General features: G+C 73.4%; 12 protein-coding genes. 7 read left to right on the top strand and 5 right to left on the bottom strand.

Annotated elements, in window-relative coordinates; all coding sequences use genetic code 11:
* Positions 1-129: 129 nt before the first annotated feature.
* Complete coding sequence (locus tag ACFV2S_RS00800) at positions 130-384, bottom strand: DUF6332 family protein (RefSeq protein ID WP_385552805.1); 255 nt, start codon at positions 382-384, stop codon at positions 130-132.
* A 142-nt stretch (positions 385-526) separates the two neighbouring features.
* Here ACFV2S_RS00800 and ACFV2S_RS00805 point away from each other — a divergent pair, with 142 nt between their 5' ends.
* Together ACFV2S_RS00805 and ACFV2S_RS00810 are read left to right on the top strand one after the other, a co-directional pair.
* Positions 527-1,990: a basic amino acid/polyamine antiporter gene (locus ACFV2S_RS00805; protein WP_385552808.1), complete on the top strand. Its 1,464-nt coding sequence runs from the start codon at positions 527-529 to the stop codon at positions 1,988-1,990.
* A 43-nt stretch (positions 1,991-2,033) separates the two neighbouring features.
* Positions 2,034-3,299 carry an arginine deiminase gene (locus ACFV2S_RS00810; RefSeq protein ID WP_385552810.1) on the top strand — a complete coding sequence of 422 codons (1,266 nt, stop codon included), beginning with the start codon at positions 2,034-2,036 and terminating at the stop codon, positions 3,297-3,299.
* A gap of 103 nt (positions 3,300-3,402) precedes the next feature.
* Here the strand turns inward: ACFV2S_RS00810 and ACFV2S_RS00815 are convergent, their stop codons facing one another.
* From ACFV2S_RS00815 to ACFV2S_RS00830, 4 genes are all read right to left on the bottom strand, one after another.
* Complete coding sequence (locus tag ACFV2S_RS00815; protein ID WP_385552813.1) at positions 3,403-3,909, bottom strand: DUF1269 domain-containing protein; 507 nt, start codon at positions 3,907-3,909, stop codon at positions 3,403-3,405.
* Positions 3,910-3,947: 38 nt separating this feature from the next.
* Positions 3,948-5,042 carry a chemotaxis protein gene (locus ACFV2S_RS00820; RefSeq protein WP_385552816.1) on the bottom strand — a complete coding sequence of 365 codons (1,095 nt, stop codon included), beginning with the start codon at positions 5,040-5,042 and terminating at the stop codon, positions 3,948-3,950.
* Between the two features lie 250 nt (positions 5,043-5,292).
* Positions 5,293-5,946, bottom strand: coding sequence for a TetR/AcrR family transcriptional regulator (locus tag ACFV2S_RS00825; protein ID WP_385552819.1), 654 nt, complete (start codon positions 5,944-5,946; stop codon positions 5,293-5,295).
* A gap of 94 nt (positions 5,947-6,040) precedes the next feature.
* On the bottom strand, positions 6,041-7,312 hold the full coding sequence (locus ACFV2S_RS00830; protein WP_385552822.1) for an amino acid deaminase/aldolase: 1,272 nt from the start codon (positions 7,310-7,312) through the stop codon (positions 6,041-6,043).
* A 172-nt stretch (positions 7,313-7,484) separates the two neighbouring features.
* Here ACFV2S_RS00830 and ACFV2S_RS00835 point away from each other — a divergent pair, with 172 nt between their 5' ends.
* The 5 genes from ACFV2S_RS00835 (at position 7,485) to ACFV2S_RS00855 (ending at position 15,475) form a co-directional block, all read left to right on the top strand.
* Positions 7,485-8,813, top strand: a complete 1,329-nt coding sequence (locus ACFV2S_RS00835; RefSeq protein WP_385552825.1) for a D-arabinono-1,4-lactone oxidase — start codon at positions 7,485-7,487, stop codon at positions 8,811-8,813.
* Positions 8,814-9,133: 320 nt separating this feature from the next.
* Positions 9,134-9,376: a hypothetical protein gene (locus ACFV2S_RS00840; protein ID WP_385552828.1), complete on the top strand. Its 243-nt coding sequence runs from the start codon at positions 9,134-9,136 to the stop codon at positions 9,374-9,376.
* Between the two features lie 120 nt (positions 9,377-9,496).
* Positions 9,497-10,303: an HlyD family efflux transporter periplasmic adaptor subunit gene (locus tag ACFV2S_RS00845; RefSeq protein WP_385552831.1), complete on the top strand. Its 807-nt coding sequence runs from the start codon at positions 9,497-9,499 to the stop codon at positions 10,301-10,303.
* A complete protein-coding gene (locus tag ACFV2S_RS00850; RefSeq protein ID WP_385552834.1) occupies positions 10,300-12,576 on the top strand; it encodes an NHLP family bacteriocin export ABC transporter peptidase/permease/ATPase subunit in 2,277 nt (758 codons plus the stop codon). The genes ACFV2S_RS00845 and ACFV2S_RS00850 overlap by 4 nt, the downstream gene beginning before the upstream one ends.
* A gap of 1 nt (position 12,577) precedes the next feature.
* A complete protein-coding gene (locus tag ACFV2S_RS00855; protein ID WP_385552837.1) occupies positions 12,578-15,475 on the top strand; it encodes an NHLP bacteriocin export ABC transporter permease/ATPase subunit in 2,898 nt (965 codons plus the stop codon).
* Positions 15,476-15,517 lie beyond the last annotated feature (42 nt).

Below are 15,517 nucleotides of genomic sequence, written 5' to 3' on the forward strand. Positions count from 1 at the left end.
GTCGGCGCGCGGAGTGTGTTTCAATCCGATGGGTTCACCCCGGGGCCCCCCCCCCGCGGGGGGCCGCGCCCCCCCCCCCCCGCGCCCCCCCCGCGCGGGCCCCCCCCTCTCCCGTTCCACCCCGCGCCGTCAACGCCCCTGACGCCGGACCGCGTCGAACCGGAGCAGGACGCGCACCACCCGCCACACGGCGGCGACGGCGGCCAGCACGGTCCCGGCGACGAGCAGGCCCCTCCCCGCGGGCTCCGACGCACCGACCGCGAGCGCGGGCACCAGGAACGCTCCGAACACGATCGCCGCCAGGAAGGCCGCGGTCACGAGCGCGAACATGATCTCCACCGTCATCGCGTCCTTCTCCCACCGCGACTCCCGACCCCTGTCCATGCGGAGAGTCTCACACGGCGCTCGGCCATTGGGGCGGCCCTCCCGGGCAACGGCGTGTACAAACGAGAACAAACCCGCCCATGTGCCGTTAGATTCCCCTGTCAGCAGGCCGGTCGATGCATGAGCATGAGCGGGGGAACGGGTGGAGACCGACGAGCACGGGCGGGCGGAGACCTCCTCCGACGGGTCCCCTCCCACGGCCAAGCTGACGCTGCTGACGCTCACCACCATGGTCGTCGGTTCCATGGTCGGCGCGGGCGTCTTCTCCCTGCCGCGGCGGTTCGCCCAGGAGACCGGTGTCGCGGGCGCGCTGATCGCCTGGGCGGTCGCCGGCCTCGGCATGCTGATGCTCGCCTTCGTCTTCCAGACCCTCGCGGTCCGCCGCCCCGACCTGGACGCCGGCGTCTACGCGTACGCCAAGGCCGGCTTCGGCGAGTACCTCGGCTTCTTCTCGGCGTTCGGCTACTGGGCCAGCGCCTGCGTCGGCAACGTCACCTACTGGGTCCTGATCATGTCGACCATCGGCGCCGTCGCCCCGGCCCTCGGCGACGGGGACACCGCACTCGCGATCGTCCTGTCCTCCGTCGGGCTCTGGTGCTTCTTCCTCCTCGTCCGCCGGGGAGTCAAGGAGGCCGCCGCGATCAACCGGATCGTGACCGTCGCCAAGATCGTCCCCATCCTCGTCTTCGTCATCCTGGCGCTCTTCTACCTCGACCCCACCGTCTTCGCCGACAACTTCGCCGGCGCCGACTACGCGGGCTCGCTGTTCGACCAGGTCCGCGGCACGATGCTCGCCACCGTGTTCGTCTTCCTCGGCGTCGAGGGCGCCAGCGTGTACTCGCGGCACGCCAGGCGACGGGAGGACGTCGGACGGGCCACGATCCTCGGCTTCCTCAGCGTCTTCGCGATCTTCGCCTCGGTGACCATCGTGTCGTACGGCATCCTGCCGATGGCCGAGATCGCCGAGCTCCGGCAGCCGTCGATGGCGGGCGTCCTGGAGGCCGCCGTCGGCACCTGGGGCAAGGCCTTCGTCAGCGTCGGGCTCATCGTCTCCGTCCTCGGCGCCTACCTCGCCTGGACCCTGATGGCCGCCGAGGTGCTGTTCGTGGCGGCCAAGGACAAGGACATGCCGCGCTTCCTCGGGCGCTCCAGCGGCGACGACGTCCCGGTCCCGGCCCTGTTGATGACGACCTGCCTCAGCCAGGTCGTCCTGGTCGTCACGGCCTTCTCCGACGACGCGTTCAACTTCGCGCTCGACCTGACGAGCGCCCTGAGCCTCATCCCCTTCCTCCTGGCCGCCGCCTTCGCGCTGAAGATCGCGCTGCGGCCGCGGACGGAAGCGGTCTCCGGGCGCTCCACGCGCGGCGAGCTGGTCGTCGCCGTCCTCGCGACCGTCTACACGGCGTTCCTCCTCTTCGCGGCCGGGCTCAAGTTCGTCCTCGTCTCCTTCATCCTCTACGCCCCCGCGACCTTCCTGTTCGTCAAGGCCCGGCGGGAGCAGAACCGGCGCCCCTTCTCCCCGGCCGAGGCCGTCCTCTGCGTGGTCTCCGTCGTCGGCGCCGTCATCGGTGTGATCGCGCTCGCCGCCGGCTGGATCGAGCTCTGAACCCGTCGGGACACGTGTCCGGCTTCCCTCGGAAAGGTTGACCATGACAAGCAGCGAGACCCGCTCCGCCACGTCCCCGCTCGGCGTGCACTCCGAGGTGGGACGGCTCCGGAAGGTGCTGGTCTGCGCTCCCGGCCTGGCGCACCGGCGGCTGACCCCGACCAACTCCGACGATCTGCTCTTCGACGACGTCATGTGGGTGGAGAACGCCCAGCGTGACCACGCCGACTTCGTCGACGAGCTCACCCGGCGCGGTGTCGACGTCGTCGAACTGCACCAGCTGCTCGCCGACACCATGGCGATCCCCGAGGCCAGGTCCTGGCTCCTCGACCGGAAGATCGTGCCCAACGAGGTGGGTCTGGGACTGGTCGACGACACCCGCGCGTTCCTCGATTCCCTCGCCCCGCGGGAGCTGGCCGAGTTCCTCATCGGCGGACTGTCCACGACCGACCTGCCCGACGCGTACCGCTCCGGGTACGTGTCCCTCGCCCGGGAGGGCGTCGGGGCGCGCGAGTACCTCATGCCTCCGCTGCCGAACACGCTCTACACCCGCGACACCACCTGCTGGCTGTACGGCGGCGTCACCCTCAACCCGCTGTACTGGCCGGCCCGTCACGGCGAGACCCTGCTGATGAAGGCCGTCTACACCTTCCACCCCGACTTCAGGGACGCGACCGTCTGGTGGGGCGACCCCGAGCGGGACTGGGGCCAGGCGACCTTCGAGGGCGGCGACATCATGCCGGTCGGCAACGGGGTGGTCCTCATGGGCATGAGCGAGCGCACCTCGCGCCAGGCCATCACGCAGGTCGCCGCCTCCCTGTTCTCGAAGGGCGCCGCCGAGCACGTCATCGTGGCGGGCATGCCGAAGCTGCGCGCGGCCATGCACCTCGACACCGTGTTCACCTTCGCCGACCGCGACATCGTGACGCTCTATCCGACCATCATGGACGCCGTCCACACCTTCTCGCTCCGGCCGGGTGACGGGGCGACGGGCGTCGAGATCACCGACGAGGGCGGCACCGCGTTCGTCGACGTCGTCGCCAGGGGCCTGGGTCTGCCCGGGCTCCGGGTCATCGAGACGGGCGGGGACGTCTACGCCTCCGAGCGCCAGCAGTGGGACAGCGGCAACAACGCCGTCGCGCTCGAACCCGGTGTCGTCTTCACGTACGACCGCAACACCCAGACCAACGCCCTGCTCCGGAAGGCGGGGGTGGAGGTCATCACCATCGTCGGCGCGGAACTCGGCCGCGGACGCGGTGGCGGCCACTGCATGACCTGCCCGCTGATCCGCGACGCGGTCGACTTCTGAGGCCGCGCGCGTCCGCCACGGGACGCCGACGGGCCGCCGGCTTCTCCGCGGAAGCCGGCGGCCCGTGGGCGTCCGGTGGCCTTCGATCGGCCTGCGGCCCGGATCAGCCCGAGGTCTCGGGGGTGGGTCCGGCGAGCTGCTCGGCGAGCTCGCGCTCGCTCTCGGCCGGCAGGGAGGTCTTGAGGACGGTCCCTCCGAAGGGCTCCATGGCGGCGGCGAACCGGTCCTCGGTGATCTTGGAGGCCATGATCACGACCGCGGCCGAACCCGGCGCCAGGAGGTCGCTCACCTTCTTCCGGAAGCCGCTGTCGACCCCCATCTGCGTCAGCTTGCCGATGAGACCGCCGAGGGCCGCGCCCACGACCCCGATGCCCGGGGTGAGGATCAGCATGCCGAAGACCATCCCCCACAGGGCGCCGGCCGTGGCGGAGACGGCGATCTCCTCCTTCCGCGCGGGGGTGTCCACATGGGTCTCGCCGTCCTCGTCGACCCGGACGACGGCGAGGCCGTTCAGGTCGACGACGTGGTCGTCGCGGAGCCTCTGGACCTCTCTGAAGGCTTTGGTCGCGGCCGCGTGGTCGTCGTAGCCGATGACGATGAGCTCGGACATGCGGTGATCCTCTCTCGGTACCTCGCGGTCCCCGTCGCTCAGTAGCGCAGGACGGCGGCGATGCGGTCCGCCCCCGCCAGGGTGTCGTCGCGGACGAACCGCACCTCGGCGCCCGTCTCCAGGGCCTGTTCGACGATGTCGTCCACGATGTCGTCGCGGGAGTCGAGGTCGGACGGCTCCGCGGGTTCGAGGTGGTCGCCGTAGTCGCGTACGACGGCGCGGTAGTGCTCCTCGACGGCGAGCAGCCGGATCCGGCCCTCCTTCGCCGCCTCGTGCACCTCGTCGAGACCTCCGGCGTACTCGCGCCGGCCCCGGGCCGCGTCCAGTTCGGCCAGTACGGTGGTCGACACGGCCTCCTCGTGGGCGGCGAGCAGGGGCGCCAGCGCCGTGCGGACGGCCCCCTCGGGCCCGTGTCCCAGACCGCCCTGGTGGAGGGTGGCCGTGCCCTGCGGCAGGGATCCCGTCTCCCCGAGGAGGGAGACGGCGGGCGCCTCGCCGATCACGTACAGCGGGCGGGGCTCGGAGGCGAGGACGGTCCGCAGGGCCCGGTGCGCCTCCCGGAAGAAGGTGCGCGTGTCCTCGTCCTGGAAGGTGCTCGGCAGGTCCCCGACCCGTTCCTTGCGCTCCGCGTCCGGGTCGGCCAGGCTCCGCGTCAGCGGGAAGCCGTCGCCGGTGTGCTCGGCGGCCCGCTCGGGCGAGCCGTTCCACAGGGAGACCCGGTCCGCCGCCACGGTCAGCGCCCAGTAGGGCCGCTCGGCGGCGCGTGCGGCGACGAGGTTGCGCGTGAGGAACGTGTCGGCGACGACCACCCGTTCCGGTACGGTCCTGGCCACCGTCCACACATGGTGCTCGCCCGGCGCCACGTAGATCACGAGGCCGTCCTCCGCGTGGACGAGGTCGACCTCGGCGGCCGCCCGCTCCAGCTGGCTCAGTACGTCCGCACGGCGCTCCCGCGTCACGCCCGGATCGTCCTGGAGGTCCTTCTCGGCCCGGGCCAGGAGGTTGCGCAGGCGCACGGGGTCCTGCGCGTCGTCCGGCTCACGGCGGTGCGTCGGCATGACGAGCGACACGGCCGGGTACGGGCGGGGCTGACGCAGCTTGGCCAGCGCGTCGGTACTGAGCGCGGGGTACATGCGCACACCTTTCGCAGGGGATCGGCACGCTGCGCGGTGAACGGCCGCGGCTCGCCCCCGTCACCGCGGGGGGCCCTCGGGACCGCTCCGCCACGCGCCGAGTACGGGTCCACGATGGGCCATCCTTGTCCGAAATGCACCTGTTCGCGAGTCGGCGCGCTCCGGCGCCGTTCCCGCTCACCGGCCGGCTCGCGGGTCTCGATCTCGGCGAGGCCGTCGAGAGCAGCGAGCCAGGCGCGTCCGGCCCTCGTCAGGGTGCCGTCGCGGCGCCCTCGCGGGTGGGCGCTCCGAGGGCCCCGGGTGTGCGGGGTGCGGTCACGGTGGTGAGGTGTTCGGCGTACGTGTCCAGGGCTGCCCGGGCCTGGGCGTCGTCCCGGTCGATCAGCCAGTTCAGGGTGAGTCCGTCCATGACGCTCAGGCCGTAGCGGGCCAGGGCCGGGAGCGGGACGGTCCAGCCGAAGCCCGCGAGGCGGGCGATGGTTTCGAGGTGGTCGCTGTAGACCTTGAGGTAGTGCTGGTACTGGCGGCGGGCCACATCGGCCAGGCCCGGCTGGCGCAGCGCGTACTGGGTGAGCTCGTAGGTGACCATGTGCTCGGCCGGCCGCTCGCGGACCTGGTCCCAGTAGGCGTGCAGGGTGCGGAAGATGATGTCGCGCGTCGAGAGCCCGTCCACTCCCGCCCGCGTCGCGGTGGCGGGCGGGACGCTCCTCAGCGTGATCCGTTCGATCACGCTGTGCAGGAGCTCCTCCTTGGAGCGGAAGCAGTAGTGGAAGGCTCCCAGGGGAAGGCCCGCCTCACCGACGACGGCGCGCGTCGTGGTCTTGGCCACCCCGTCGCGGATCATGACGCGGAGAGCCGCCTCGACCAGCTGCTCGCGGCGCTCGTCGGCTGAGCGGCGGGTCATGGCGTCTCCCTGGCGGGGGCGGGGCGGTGAACCGGATCAACGTATCCCAGCGGCGCCGCCGGCCGGTGAGCAGGGAGGGCTCCCGGGCGGGCGGTCACAGGAAGGCCCGGCCCTCGCCCCGGTAGGTCGGGACGACGTCGACGATCCGGTCGCCGTCCACGAGGTGGAGTTCGTTGACGCGCTCGCACAGTTCGCCCGCCTTGGCGTGGCGGAACCACACCCGGTCGCCCGCCCGCAGCCCGGCCACGCCGTCACCGGTGAGGGGGGTCTGCACCTCGCCCGCGCCTTCCTGGGCGACGTACCGCAGCCCGGGCGGCCACACGGGCACGGGGAGCCGGTCGGTGCCCGGGGCGCCGGAGGCGATCCAGCCGCCGCCGAGGACGGTGGCGTGGCGCGGTCCGGGGCGGCGCACGACCGGAAGGACGAAGTGGGCGGCGGGGTGCGGACGGAACCCTCGGTAGTGGTCGAAGAGCGCTGGGGCGTAGAGGCCGGAGCCGGCGCCGAGTTCGGTGACGGCCCGTTCGGCGGAGGTGCTCTCCAGGCTGCCGGTGCCGCCGCCGTTCACGAACTCCAGGGGTGCCACGGAGCGGACGGCGCGGACGGCGGCGGCGCGCCGCTCGCGCAGTTCGCGGGTGGAGAGCCGCTGCATGAGCCGGACGGCGGCGCGCCCGGCCCGCGGGCCGGGCCCGTCGTCGCCGACGCCGGCGATCTGACCCTCGTACGACATGCCGCCGACGAGCCTCAGACGCGGGCGGGCGGTCACGGCCAGGGCCAGGTCCCGGGCCTGGCCGGGCGTGTGCAGGGGGGAGCGGCGCATGCCGAGGTGGAGGCGTCCGCCGGCGAGGCGCAGGGAGGCGTCGAGGTCGAGGCAGACCCGGACGGTGGCACCCGTCGGGCCGAGGGCGGCGGTCACGAGGTCGAGGTGCTCGATCGAGTCGACCATGACGGTGACGCGCGCGGCGAGCCGTTCGTCCGCCCCCAGCCGGGCGAGCGCGTCCGTGTCGGCGGAGGGATAGCCGACGAGGACGTCCCGGTGCTCCTCGGCGAGCCAGAGGGCCTCGGGCAGGGTGAAGGCGAGGATGCCGGCGAACCCGGGGAGCCGGAGGGTGTCGCCGATGAGCGCGCGGCAGCGCAGTGACTTGCTGGCGAGCCGGATCGGCTTGCCGCCGGCACGCCGGGTCATCTGCGCGGCGTTGGCCCGCAGCGCGCCGAGGTCGACGACGGCGAACGGCGGCTGGAGGCCGGCCGTCGCCTCCTGGAGGACGGGGACCCCGACGGGGCCGGGGAGCACCGCCGGTGCGGTCGCGCCCCCGGGCCGGTGCGGAGCGGGTGTCGGCGTACCTGTGGCGTACGGCTGCTGTGTCATGACCCTGTGGCCTCTCTCCAGACCTGCGCGGCCCCGCCACGGTCTCTTGGCCACCTGTCCAAGTCAAGCGTCCAACACCCTTGACTTGGACGGATGACCAAGTCCACTCTGCCGGGAACCGCCGCCCGGACCGGGCCGCGGCCGCGTCGATCCACCCGAGAGGACTCCGGTCATGACCAGCGCGTGGCGCAACTGGGCGGGAAACGAGCAGGCGCGTCCCGTACGCGTCCTGCATCCTGCGGACACCGCCGAGGTGGCCGACGCCGTGAGGACCGCGGCCGGGGAAGGGCACCGGGTGAAGGCGATCGGCGCCGGTCACTCCTTCAGCCCGGTCGCCGTCGCCCCGGACGTCCAGCTGCGCCTGGACCGCCTGGCGGGCCTGCGGTCGGTGGACCGGGGGACGGGGCTCGTCACGGTCGACGCGGGCATGCCGCTGTGGCGGCTGAACCCGCTGCTCGCCGAGCACGGTCTGGCCATGGAGATCCTCGGCGACATCGACCGCCAGACCGTCTCCGGTGCCGTCTCGACCGGCACCCACGGCTCGGGAACCCGCTTCGGAGGCATCGCCACGCAGCTCCGGGGGCTCGAACTCGTCCTCGCCGACGGGTCGGTGGCCACCTGCTCCCCCGACGAGCGCCCGGAGCTCTTCGCGGCGGCCCGCGTCGGTCTCGGCGCGCTCGGCGTCATCACGGCAGTGACCCTGCAGTGCGTGCCGCTCTTCGCCCTGCACGCCCACGACGCCGCCATGCCCGTCTCGGAGACCTTCGGCCGCATCCACGAACTCGCCGACACCAACGACCACTTCGAGTTCTTCTGGTTCCCGCACAGCACGACGACCCTCACCCGCCGTTTCCGCCGGACGCCGGCCGACACCCCGCTGAAGCCCATCGGCGCCTTCGCGCGCCGCCTCGACGAGACGGTCAGCGGCCCCGGCTTCGAGGGCCTCAACCGGATCGGCACCCGCTTCCCCGGGGTCGTACCGCCGATCACGCGCTTCGCGGCGCGGGCGATGTCCACCCGCGAGTGGTCGGACCTGTCCTACCGGATCTTCGCCTCGCCCCGCGACGTACGGTTCCACGAGGGGGAGTTCGCCGTCCCGCGGGAGCACGCCGTGGACGCGCTCCGCGAGATCGGGCGCTGGATCGACACGCATGACGCGAAGGTGTCGTTCCCGCTGGAGGTCCGCTTCGCAGCGCCCGACGACATCTGGCTCTCCACCGCGTACGACCGCGCGAGCTGCTACATCGCCTTCCACCAGTACCACCGCATGGCCTACGACGCGTACTTCCGGGCGTGCGAGTCCATCCTCGGCTCGTACGGCGGACGCCCGCACTGGGGCAAGATGCACGGCCTCGACGCCGAGGCCCTGCGCCCGCGCTACGCCCGCTTCGACGACTTCACCGCCCTGCGCGACGCCGTCGACCCCTCCGGCGTCTTCGCCAACGCCTACCTCGACCGGGTCCTCGGCGTGGCGCCCGGGGCGAAGCCCGTCACCCCCTGAGGCAAACCTGCACAACGTGTACGTGTGGAGGGGCGGCGCCTTCACCGTTCGCCGACACGAGCGGTACCGGAGGCGCCCGAACGGCACCCGCCCATCCCTTATGTCCCGCGTGCGGGACGGGGCCGCCGAATCTGTTACCCGGTTCCGAGGAGAAGGTGTCGGCATTCGGTGAAATTGAATGCACCGCCGCCCGCCGACGTGCAGAAACACCCACAGAAAAGCGCCGATCGAATTTCTCCGGTCAGCCGTCCACATGGTTGGATCAAGCCCGCTGCGGCCGCGGTAGACGGATTCCCCCCATGAAACGAAAGGTGCGCATCATGCGTCACGACCTTGAGACCGCTGAGATCTCCGACGCCGACCTCGACGCCGTCTCCGGCGGTCTCGTCACCGTCTCCGGCGGCCTCGCCGGCGCGCTGACCGGCGACGTCACCAACGTTCTCGGCACCGTCGGCTCGCTCCAGACGGTCCAGGGCGTCGAGGGCCTCGTCGGCCGCGTGCCCGGCCTCGCCACCGGCATCACCGGCGTCTCGGTGAACACCGCGGGCATCGCCGGCATCTGAGCACGACGCCGACCGTGAACCCCGGAACCACCCCGGTTCCGGGGTTCACTCCCCCCTGACCCCGACCGCGAAATTCCCGACCGCGGACCGTGCGAGAGAACGCAGCCGAAGGAATAGTCCGTGCAGTTCCGCCGCAATGCGCTTTCCAAGCTGCAATCACCCGAAGAACTCGACGTGCCCGTGCGTCTCGCACGTCCCCAGGGCCGCCTCGTGCTCGCCGTCACCGTCGTGGTCATGGCCGCCGCGGGCTTCTGGGCCCTCACCGGCACGGTGACGTCCCGGGTGAACGCCCCCGGCCTCCTCACCCACGCCGAGGGCAGCTACCTGCTCCAGAGCCCCGTCGCCGGCCAGGTCACCGAGGTCCTCACCGACGAGGGCCGGCCCGTCGCGGCCGGCGCGCCCCTGCTGACCGTCCGCACGGACCGGGGCGACCGGCCCGTCCGCGCCGTCGCGGGCGGTCGCGTCATCACGCTCCACGCGAGGCTCGGTTCGGTGGTGACCACCGGCGCCGACGTGGCGACCGTCGAGCGCGTGACCGACCCGAAGGCCCCGCTGGTGGCCGTCCTGTACCTGCCGGGCGAGACCGCCGCGACCCTCCGCGTGGGAGCCCCCGTCGACCTCGGCGTGCAGTCCGCCCCGCGCGACCGGTTCGGCGTGCTCCGCGGGCGGGTCACGGCCATCGGCAGCGCGCCCCGGACGCGCGCCCAGCTGGACTCCTTCCTCGGAGATCCCGGACTCGCGGCGCGGTTCGCCCGCCAGGGCGACCCGGTCGCGGTGCTCGTGACCCCGGACCGCTCCCCCGCCAACGCCTCCGGCTACGCCTGGTCCTCCTCGGACGGTCCCCCGCACGCCCCCGTGTCCGGTACGCCCGTCACCGGCGCCGTACGCCTCCCCCCGCAGCACCCCGTCGACTGGCTGCTGCCATGAGCGCGCGCCGGGGCCGTACGGCCGAATCCCGCGTGCCGGAGGCCCGGTCGCCCCGGGGCCGGGCGTCCGGACGCCGCGCCCCCGTCGACCGACGCCGCCGCAGGCCCGCCGCGGGCCGGCGGCAGCGGACCGTGCGCACACCCACCGTGCTCCAGATGGAGGCGGTCGAGTGCGGTGCCGCGGCCCTCGCGATGGTGCTCGGACACCACGGCCGCTTCGTCCCGCTGGAAGAGCTCCGCATCGCCTGCGGGGTCTCCCGCGACGGCTCCCGGGCCGGGAACCTGCTCAAGGCGGCCCGCGGCCACGGACTGCGGGCCAAGGGCATGCAGATGGACCTGACCGCCCTCGCCGAGGTGGCCGCCCCCGCCGTCCTGTTCTGGGAGTTCAACCACTACGTCGTCTACGAGGGCACGGGCCGGCGCCTCGGCCGCCCCGGCGTGTACGTCAACGACCCCGCCGGCGGGCGCCGTTTCGTCCCCCTGGAGGAGTTCGACACCAGCTTCACCGGCATCGTGCTCACCTTCGAACCGGGCCCCGGCTTCCGGCGCGGCGGCCGCCGGCCGGGCGTCCTCGCCTCCCTGCCCGCACGGCTGCGCGGCACCTCGGGCACGATGGCCGCCGCGGTCGTCGCCAGCCTGCTCCTGGTGGCCGTCGGCGCCTGGGTGCCGGCCCTCAGCCGTACGTACATCGACATGTTCCTCATCGGGAACCAGACCTCTCTGCTCGGTGTCGTCTTCGCGGCGATGGCGGCCGCCCTCGTCCTCACCGCCGTCCTCACCTCCCTCCAGCAGGCCAATCTGCTGCGCGGGCGCATCATCGCCTCCACCCTGGGCAGCGCCCGCTTCCTGCGGCACCTGCTCCGGCTCCCGCTCGCCTTCTACGCCCAGCGCAGTCCGGCCGACCTCGTCCAGCGCCTCCAGTCCCACGACGCCGTCGCCGAGACCCTCGCCCGTGACCTGGCGGCGGCGGCCGTCGACGCCGTCGTCGTGCTGCTCTACGCGGTGCTGCTGTGGACGTACGACCCCCAGCTCACCGTCGTCGGCGTGCTGATCGCCCTGCTCAACGTCCTCGCCCTGCGCGTGGTCGTCCACGTGCGGGCCACGGGCACCCAGAAGCTGCGCGCCGAGAGCGCCCGGCTCACCAACACCGCGTACAGCGGCCTCCAGCTCATCGAGACGATGAAGGCCACCGGGGGCGAGGACGGCTTCTTCCGCCGCTGGGCCGGACAGCACGCCACCACCCTCGACGTGCAGCAGCGGCTCGGCGTGCCGGGCGCGTGGCTGGCGGTCGTCGCGCCCACCCTCGCCACCCTGAACAGCGCGCTGATCCTCATGATCGGCGGTCTCCGGGCCGTGGAGGGGCACCTCACCGTGGGACTCCTCGTCGCCTTCCAGGCCCTCGTGACCGGGTTCACCGCGCCGATCACCCGCCTGAACGGCGTCGCGGGCCGGATCCAGGACTTCGCCGCCGACATCGCCCGGCTCAGGGACGTCGAGGACTTCCCCGTGGATCCGGTCCACACCCGGCGCGCGCCGCACGCCCCCACCCGCCGGCTCACCGGCTATGTCGTGGTGGAGGGCGTCACCTTCGGATACAGCCCCCTCGACGCCCCGACGCTCAAGGACTTCTCGCTCACCGTCGGCCCCGGCCGGCAGGTCGCCCTGGTCGGCGGCTCGGGCAGCGGCAAGTCCACGGTCTCGCGGCTGATGTCCGGGCTGTACACACCGTGGGAGGGCGTGATCCGCATCGACGGGATGCGTCTGGAGGACATCCCGCGCGGCGCGCTCGCGGCCTCCGTCTCCTTCGTCGACCAGGACGTCTTCCTCTTCGAGGGGACCGTCCGGGACAACGTGGCGCTGTGGGACCCCTCCGTACCGGACGAGGCCGTCGTCGCCGCGCTCCGGGACGCGGCGGTGTACGACGAGGTCGCCCGCCGCCCCGGCGGCATCCACGCCCGCGTCGAGCAGGACGGCCGCAACTTCTCCGGCGGCCAGCGCCAGCGCCTGGAGATCGCCCGCGCCCTCGTGCGCCGCCCGAACGTCCTGATCCTCGACGAGGTGACCAGCGCCCTCGACGCGGCCACCGAACAGACCGTCATCGACAACCTGCGGCGGCGCGGCTGTGCCTGTGTCGTCATCGCCCACCGGCTGAGCACCGTGCGCGACAGCGACGAGATCGTCGTGCTCGACCGGGGCGCGGTCGTGGAACGCGGGCGGCACGAGCAACTCGTCGCGGCACGGGGCCCGTACGCCGCCCTGGTCAAGGAGCACTGAGGTGAACGTCCCCCACCCGTCCGCCGACCTCGCCGGCGCGCGGCCGAGCGGCGGCGCCCCGGATCCGGTCGTCGCGGCCCTGGGAGCCCTGGGCAGCGCGGTCGACGGTGCCGGACGGCGCGGCCTCGCCCTCGAAGGCCCGCACGTCCTCTGGCTCGTCGTCGACGGCGCGATGGACCTGTTCGCCGTCGACGCGGCACGGCTCGGACCCTGGCACTTCCTGGGCCGCCTCGGGCCGGGCACGCTGCTGCTCGGCCCGGTGGACGGCCCGGCGCACACCCTGATCGGCCGTCCCTCGCAGGGCTGCCTGCTGCGCCGGATCGAGCTGCGCGAGCCGGCGTACGCGTCCGGCGGGCCGTACGGGAACGGGTACGTGGACGAGTGGTACGAGGACCGGAGCGCCTACGGCGGGAGCCCCGCCGAACCCGTCCTCAGCCCGCTGGAGCACGCCTTCGCGCTCGGCATCGGGCGCGGGCTGCGGGTCCTGTACCAGGCGGCCCTGGACGACGACGCCTCCGGCGCGGCCGACGACGACGTCCTCTGGATGCGGGTCCCTCCGGGCGCCCTCGCGTACGGGGCGGCGTACGCGAGCGCCCAGGACCCGGGCCACGGGGCCGGCACCCTCCTGGTCGACCCCGAGACCTGGCAGGGCATGGTCGACCAGCAGTACCGGCTGCTGTACGCCCTGGACGGCTGGATCGAGCAGCTCGAACGCGACCACGAGGACCGCGCGGCCGCGGGGATCGAGGCGGGGCGTGCGGCCCGTACCCGGGCCGACCGCACGCTGCTCGCCGCCATCGGCCGCTCCGGCGGCACCCCGTCACCGGACCGCGCCGACGACGACGCGACCTACGCCGTGTGCCGGGCCGTCGCCCGGGAGGCGCGCATCACCCTGGCGGACCCGCCCGGCAGCGGCGCCGGTCCCGGGCACCTCGACCCCGTCGAACGCATCGCGCTCGCCTCCCGGATCCGCACCCGGGGCGTCCGGCTCGGCGACCGCTGGTGGCGCGAGGACAGCGGCCCTCTCGTGGGGCACCGCGCCGCCGACGGGGCGCCGGTCGCGCTGCTGTGGCGGCGCGGCCGGTACACGGCCTTCGACCCCGCCACCGGCGAGCGGGTGCGCCTCGGCGAGGCGGGTGCCGCGGCCCTCGCACCCCGTGCGGTGATGTTCTACCGACCGCTGCCCGAGCGGCCGCTCGGTCCGGCGCGCCTGCTCCGGTTCAGTGTGCGGGGCACCCGGTCGGAGCTCCGGGACCTGTTCCTGGGCGGGCTCGTCGCGGTCGCCCTCGGCGCGCTGGTTCCCGTGGCGACCGGGAAGGTGCTCGGCGCGTACGTCCCCGCGGCCGAGACCGGACTCATCGTCCAGGCGGGTCTCGCGATCATCGCGACGAGCGTCGTGTCGGCCGCGTTCATGCTGCTCCAGAACACCGCGATCCTCCGCATGGAGGGCCGCGTCGAGGCCACCCTCCAGCCGGCCGTCTGGGACCGGTTGCTGCGCCTGCCGACGACCTTCTTCAGCGGCCGCTCGACGGGTGAGCTGGCCGCGGCAGCCATGGGCGTCAGCGGCATCCGGCGGGTCCTGTCCGGCATCGGCCCGGTGATCGTCCAGGCCGGGACGGTCGGCACGGTGAACCTGGTGCTGCTCCTCGTCTACAGCGTGCCCCTGGCTCTCGTCGCGCTCGCCCTGCTGCTCGCCACCGCCGCGCTCTTCCTGGGCCTCGGCCTGTGGCAGCTGCGGTACCAGCGCCGGCTGATCCGGCTGGGCAACAAGCTCGACAACCAGGCCTTCCAGACCCTGCGCGGCCTGCCGAAGCTGCGGGTCGCGGCGGCCGAGAGCTTCGCGTACGCCGCCTGGGCGGGTCCGTTCGCCCGCACCCGGGAGCTGCACCGGCGCGTGGGGCGGATCAAGAACGTGCTCGCGGTCCTCGGCGCGGTCTGCCTGCCGCTGTGCACGCTCGTGATGTTCGCGCTCCTGGCCGGCCCGGCCCGCGGCACCCTGTCCGCGAGCGAGTTCCTCACGTTCAGCACCGCCGTCACGATGATGCTGTCCTCGGTCACGCAGTTGACCGGCGCGCTGCTGTCGGCCGCCGCCGTCCAGCCCATGTTCGAACAGATCAGGCCGGTGTTCCGTGCGATGCCGGAGGTCGGGGGCTCCAGCGCCCCGCCCGGCGAGCTGACCGGGGCGATCGAGGCCGAGAACCTGTCGTACCGCTACGCGGAGGACGGCCCGCTGGTCCTGGACGGCGTGAGTCTGCGGGTGCGGCCGGGCGAGTTCGTCGCGATCGTGGGGGCCAGCGGCTGCGGCAAGTCCACGCTCCTGCGGCTCCTCATCGGCTTCGACCGGCCGCTGTCCGGAGCCGTGCGGTACGACGGGCAGGACCTCGCGGGCCTCGACCAGGCGGCCGTGCGACGGCAGTGCGGCGTCGTCCTCCAGAACGCCCAGCCGTTCTCCGGCTCCGTCCTCGACTGCATCCGCGGCGCGGGAACGTATCCCCTGGAGGACGTGTGGGCCGCGGCCTCGATGGCGGGCCTGGCCGAGGACATCAAGGCCATGCCCATGGGCATGCACACGATGCTGGCCGACGGCGGCGGCACCGTCTCGGGCGGCCAGCGCCAGCGGCTGATGATCGCCCAGGCGCTGATCCGCCGTCCCCGCGTCCTCTTCTTCGACGAGGCGACGAGCGCGCTGGACAACGAGGCGCAGCGGACCGTCATCGAGTCCACCCGCGCCCTGAACGCGACACGGGTCGTGATCGCGCACCGTCTCTCCACGATCATGGACGCGGACCGGGTGATCGCCCTGGAGGACGGGCGCGTGGTCCAGGAGGGCACGCCCGCCGCACTCCTCGCCGACACGGACGGCCTCTTCCACCAACTGGTCCGGCGCCAGCTGGGCTGACACCCGCCGCGCGGGGACCGTCCGGCGCCACGCCGAGGCCGC

The organism is Streptomyces sp. NPDC059695 (assembly GCF_042733785.1).
Classification (GTDB): domain Bacteria; phylum Actinomycetota; class Actinomycetes; order Streptomycetales; family Streptomycetaceae; genus Streptomyces.

Bases quoted from the DNA above. Each gene is read 5' to 3' on its own strand.
- ACFV2S_RS00800 (WP_385552805.1), bottom strand. From the start codon at position 384: ATGGACAGGGGTCGGGAGTCGCGGTGGGAGAAGGACGCGATGACGGTG.
- ACFV2S_RS00810 (WP_385552810.1), top strand. From the start codon at position 2,034: ATGACAAGCAGCGAGACCCGCTCCGCCACGTCCCCGCTCGGCGTGCAC.
- ACFV2S_RS00815 (WP_385552813.1), bottom strand. From the start codon at position 3,909: ATGTCCGAGCTCATCGTCATCGGCTACGACGACCACGCGGCCGCGACC.
- ACFV2S_RS00820 (WP_385552816.1), bottom strand. From the start codon at position 5,042: ATGTACCCCGCGCTCAGTACCGACGCGCTGGCCAAGCTGCGTCAGCCC.
- ACFV2S_RS00825 (WP_385552819.1), bottom strand. From the start codon at position 5,946: ATGACCCGCCGCTCAGCCGACGAGCGCCGCGAGCAGCTGGTCGAGGCG.
- ACFV2S_RS00830 (WP_385552822.1), bottom strand. From the start codon at position 7,312: ATGACACAGCAGCCGTACGCCACAGGTACGCCGACACCCGCTCCGCAC.
- ACFV2S_RS00835 (WP_385552825.1), top strand. From the start codon at position 7,485: ATGACCAGCGCGTGGCGCAACTGGGCGGGAAACGAGCAGGCGCGTCCC.
- ACFV2S_RS00840 (WP_385552828.1), top strand. From the start codon at position 9,134: ATGCGTCACGACCTTGAGACCGCTGAGATCTCCGACGCCGACCTCGAC.
- ACFV2S_RS00850 (WP_385552834.1), top strand. From the start codon at position 10,300: ATGAGCGCGCGCCGGGGCCGTACGGCCGAATCCCGCGTGCCGGAGGCC.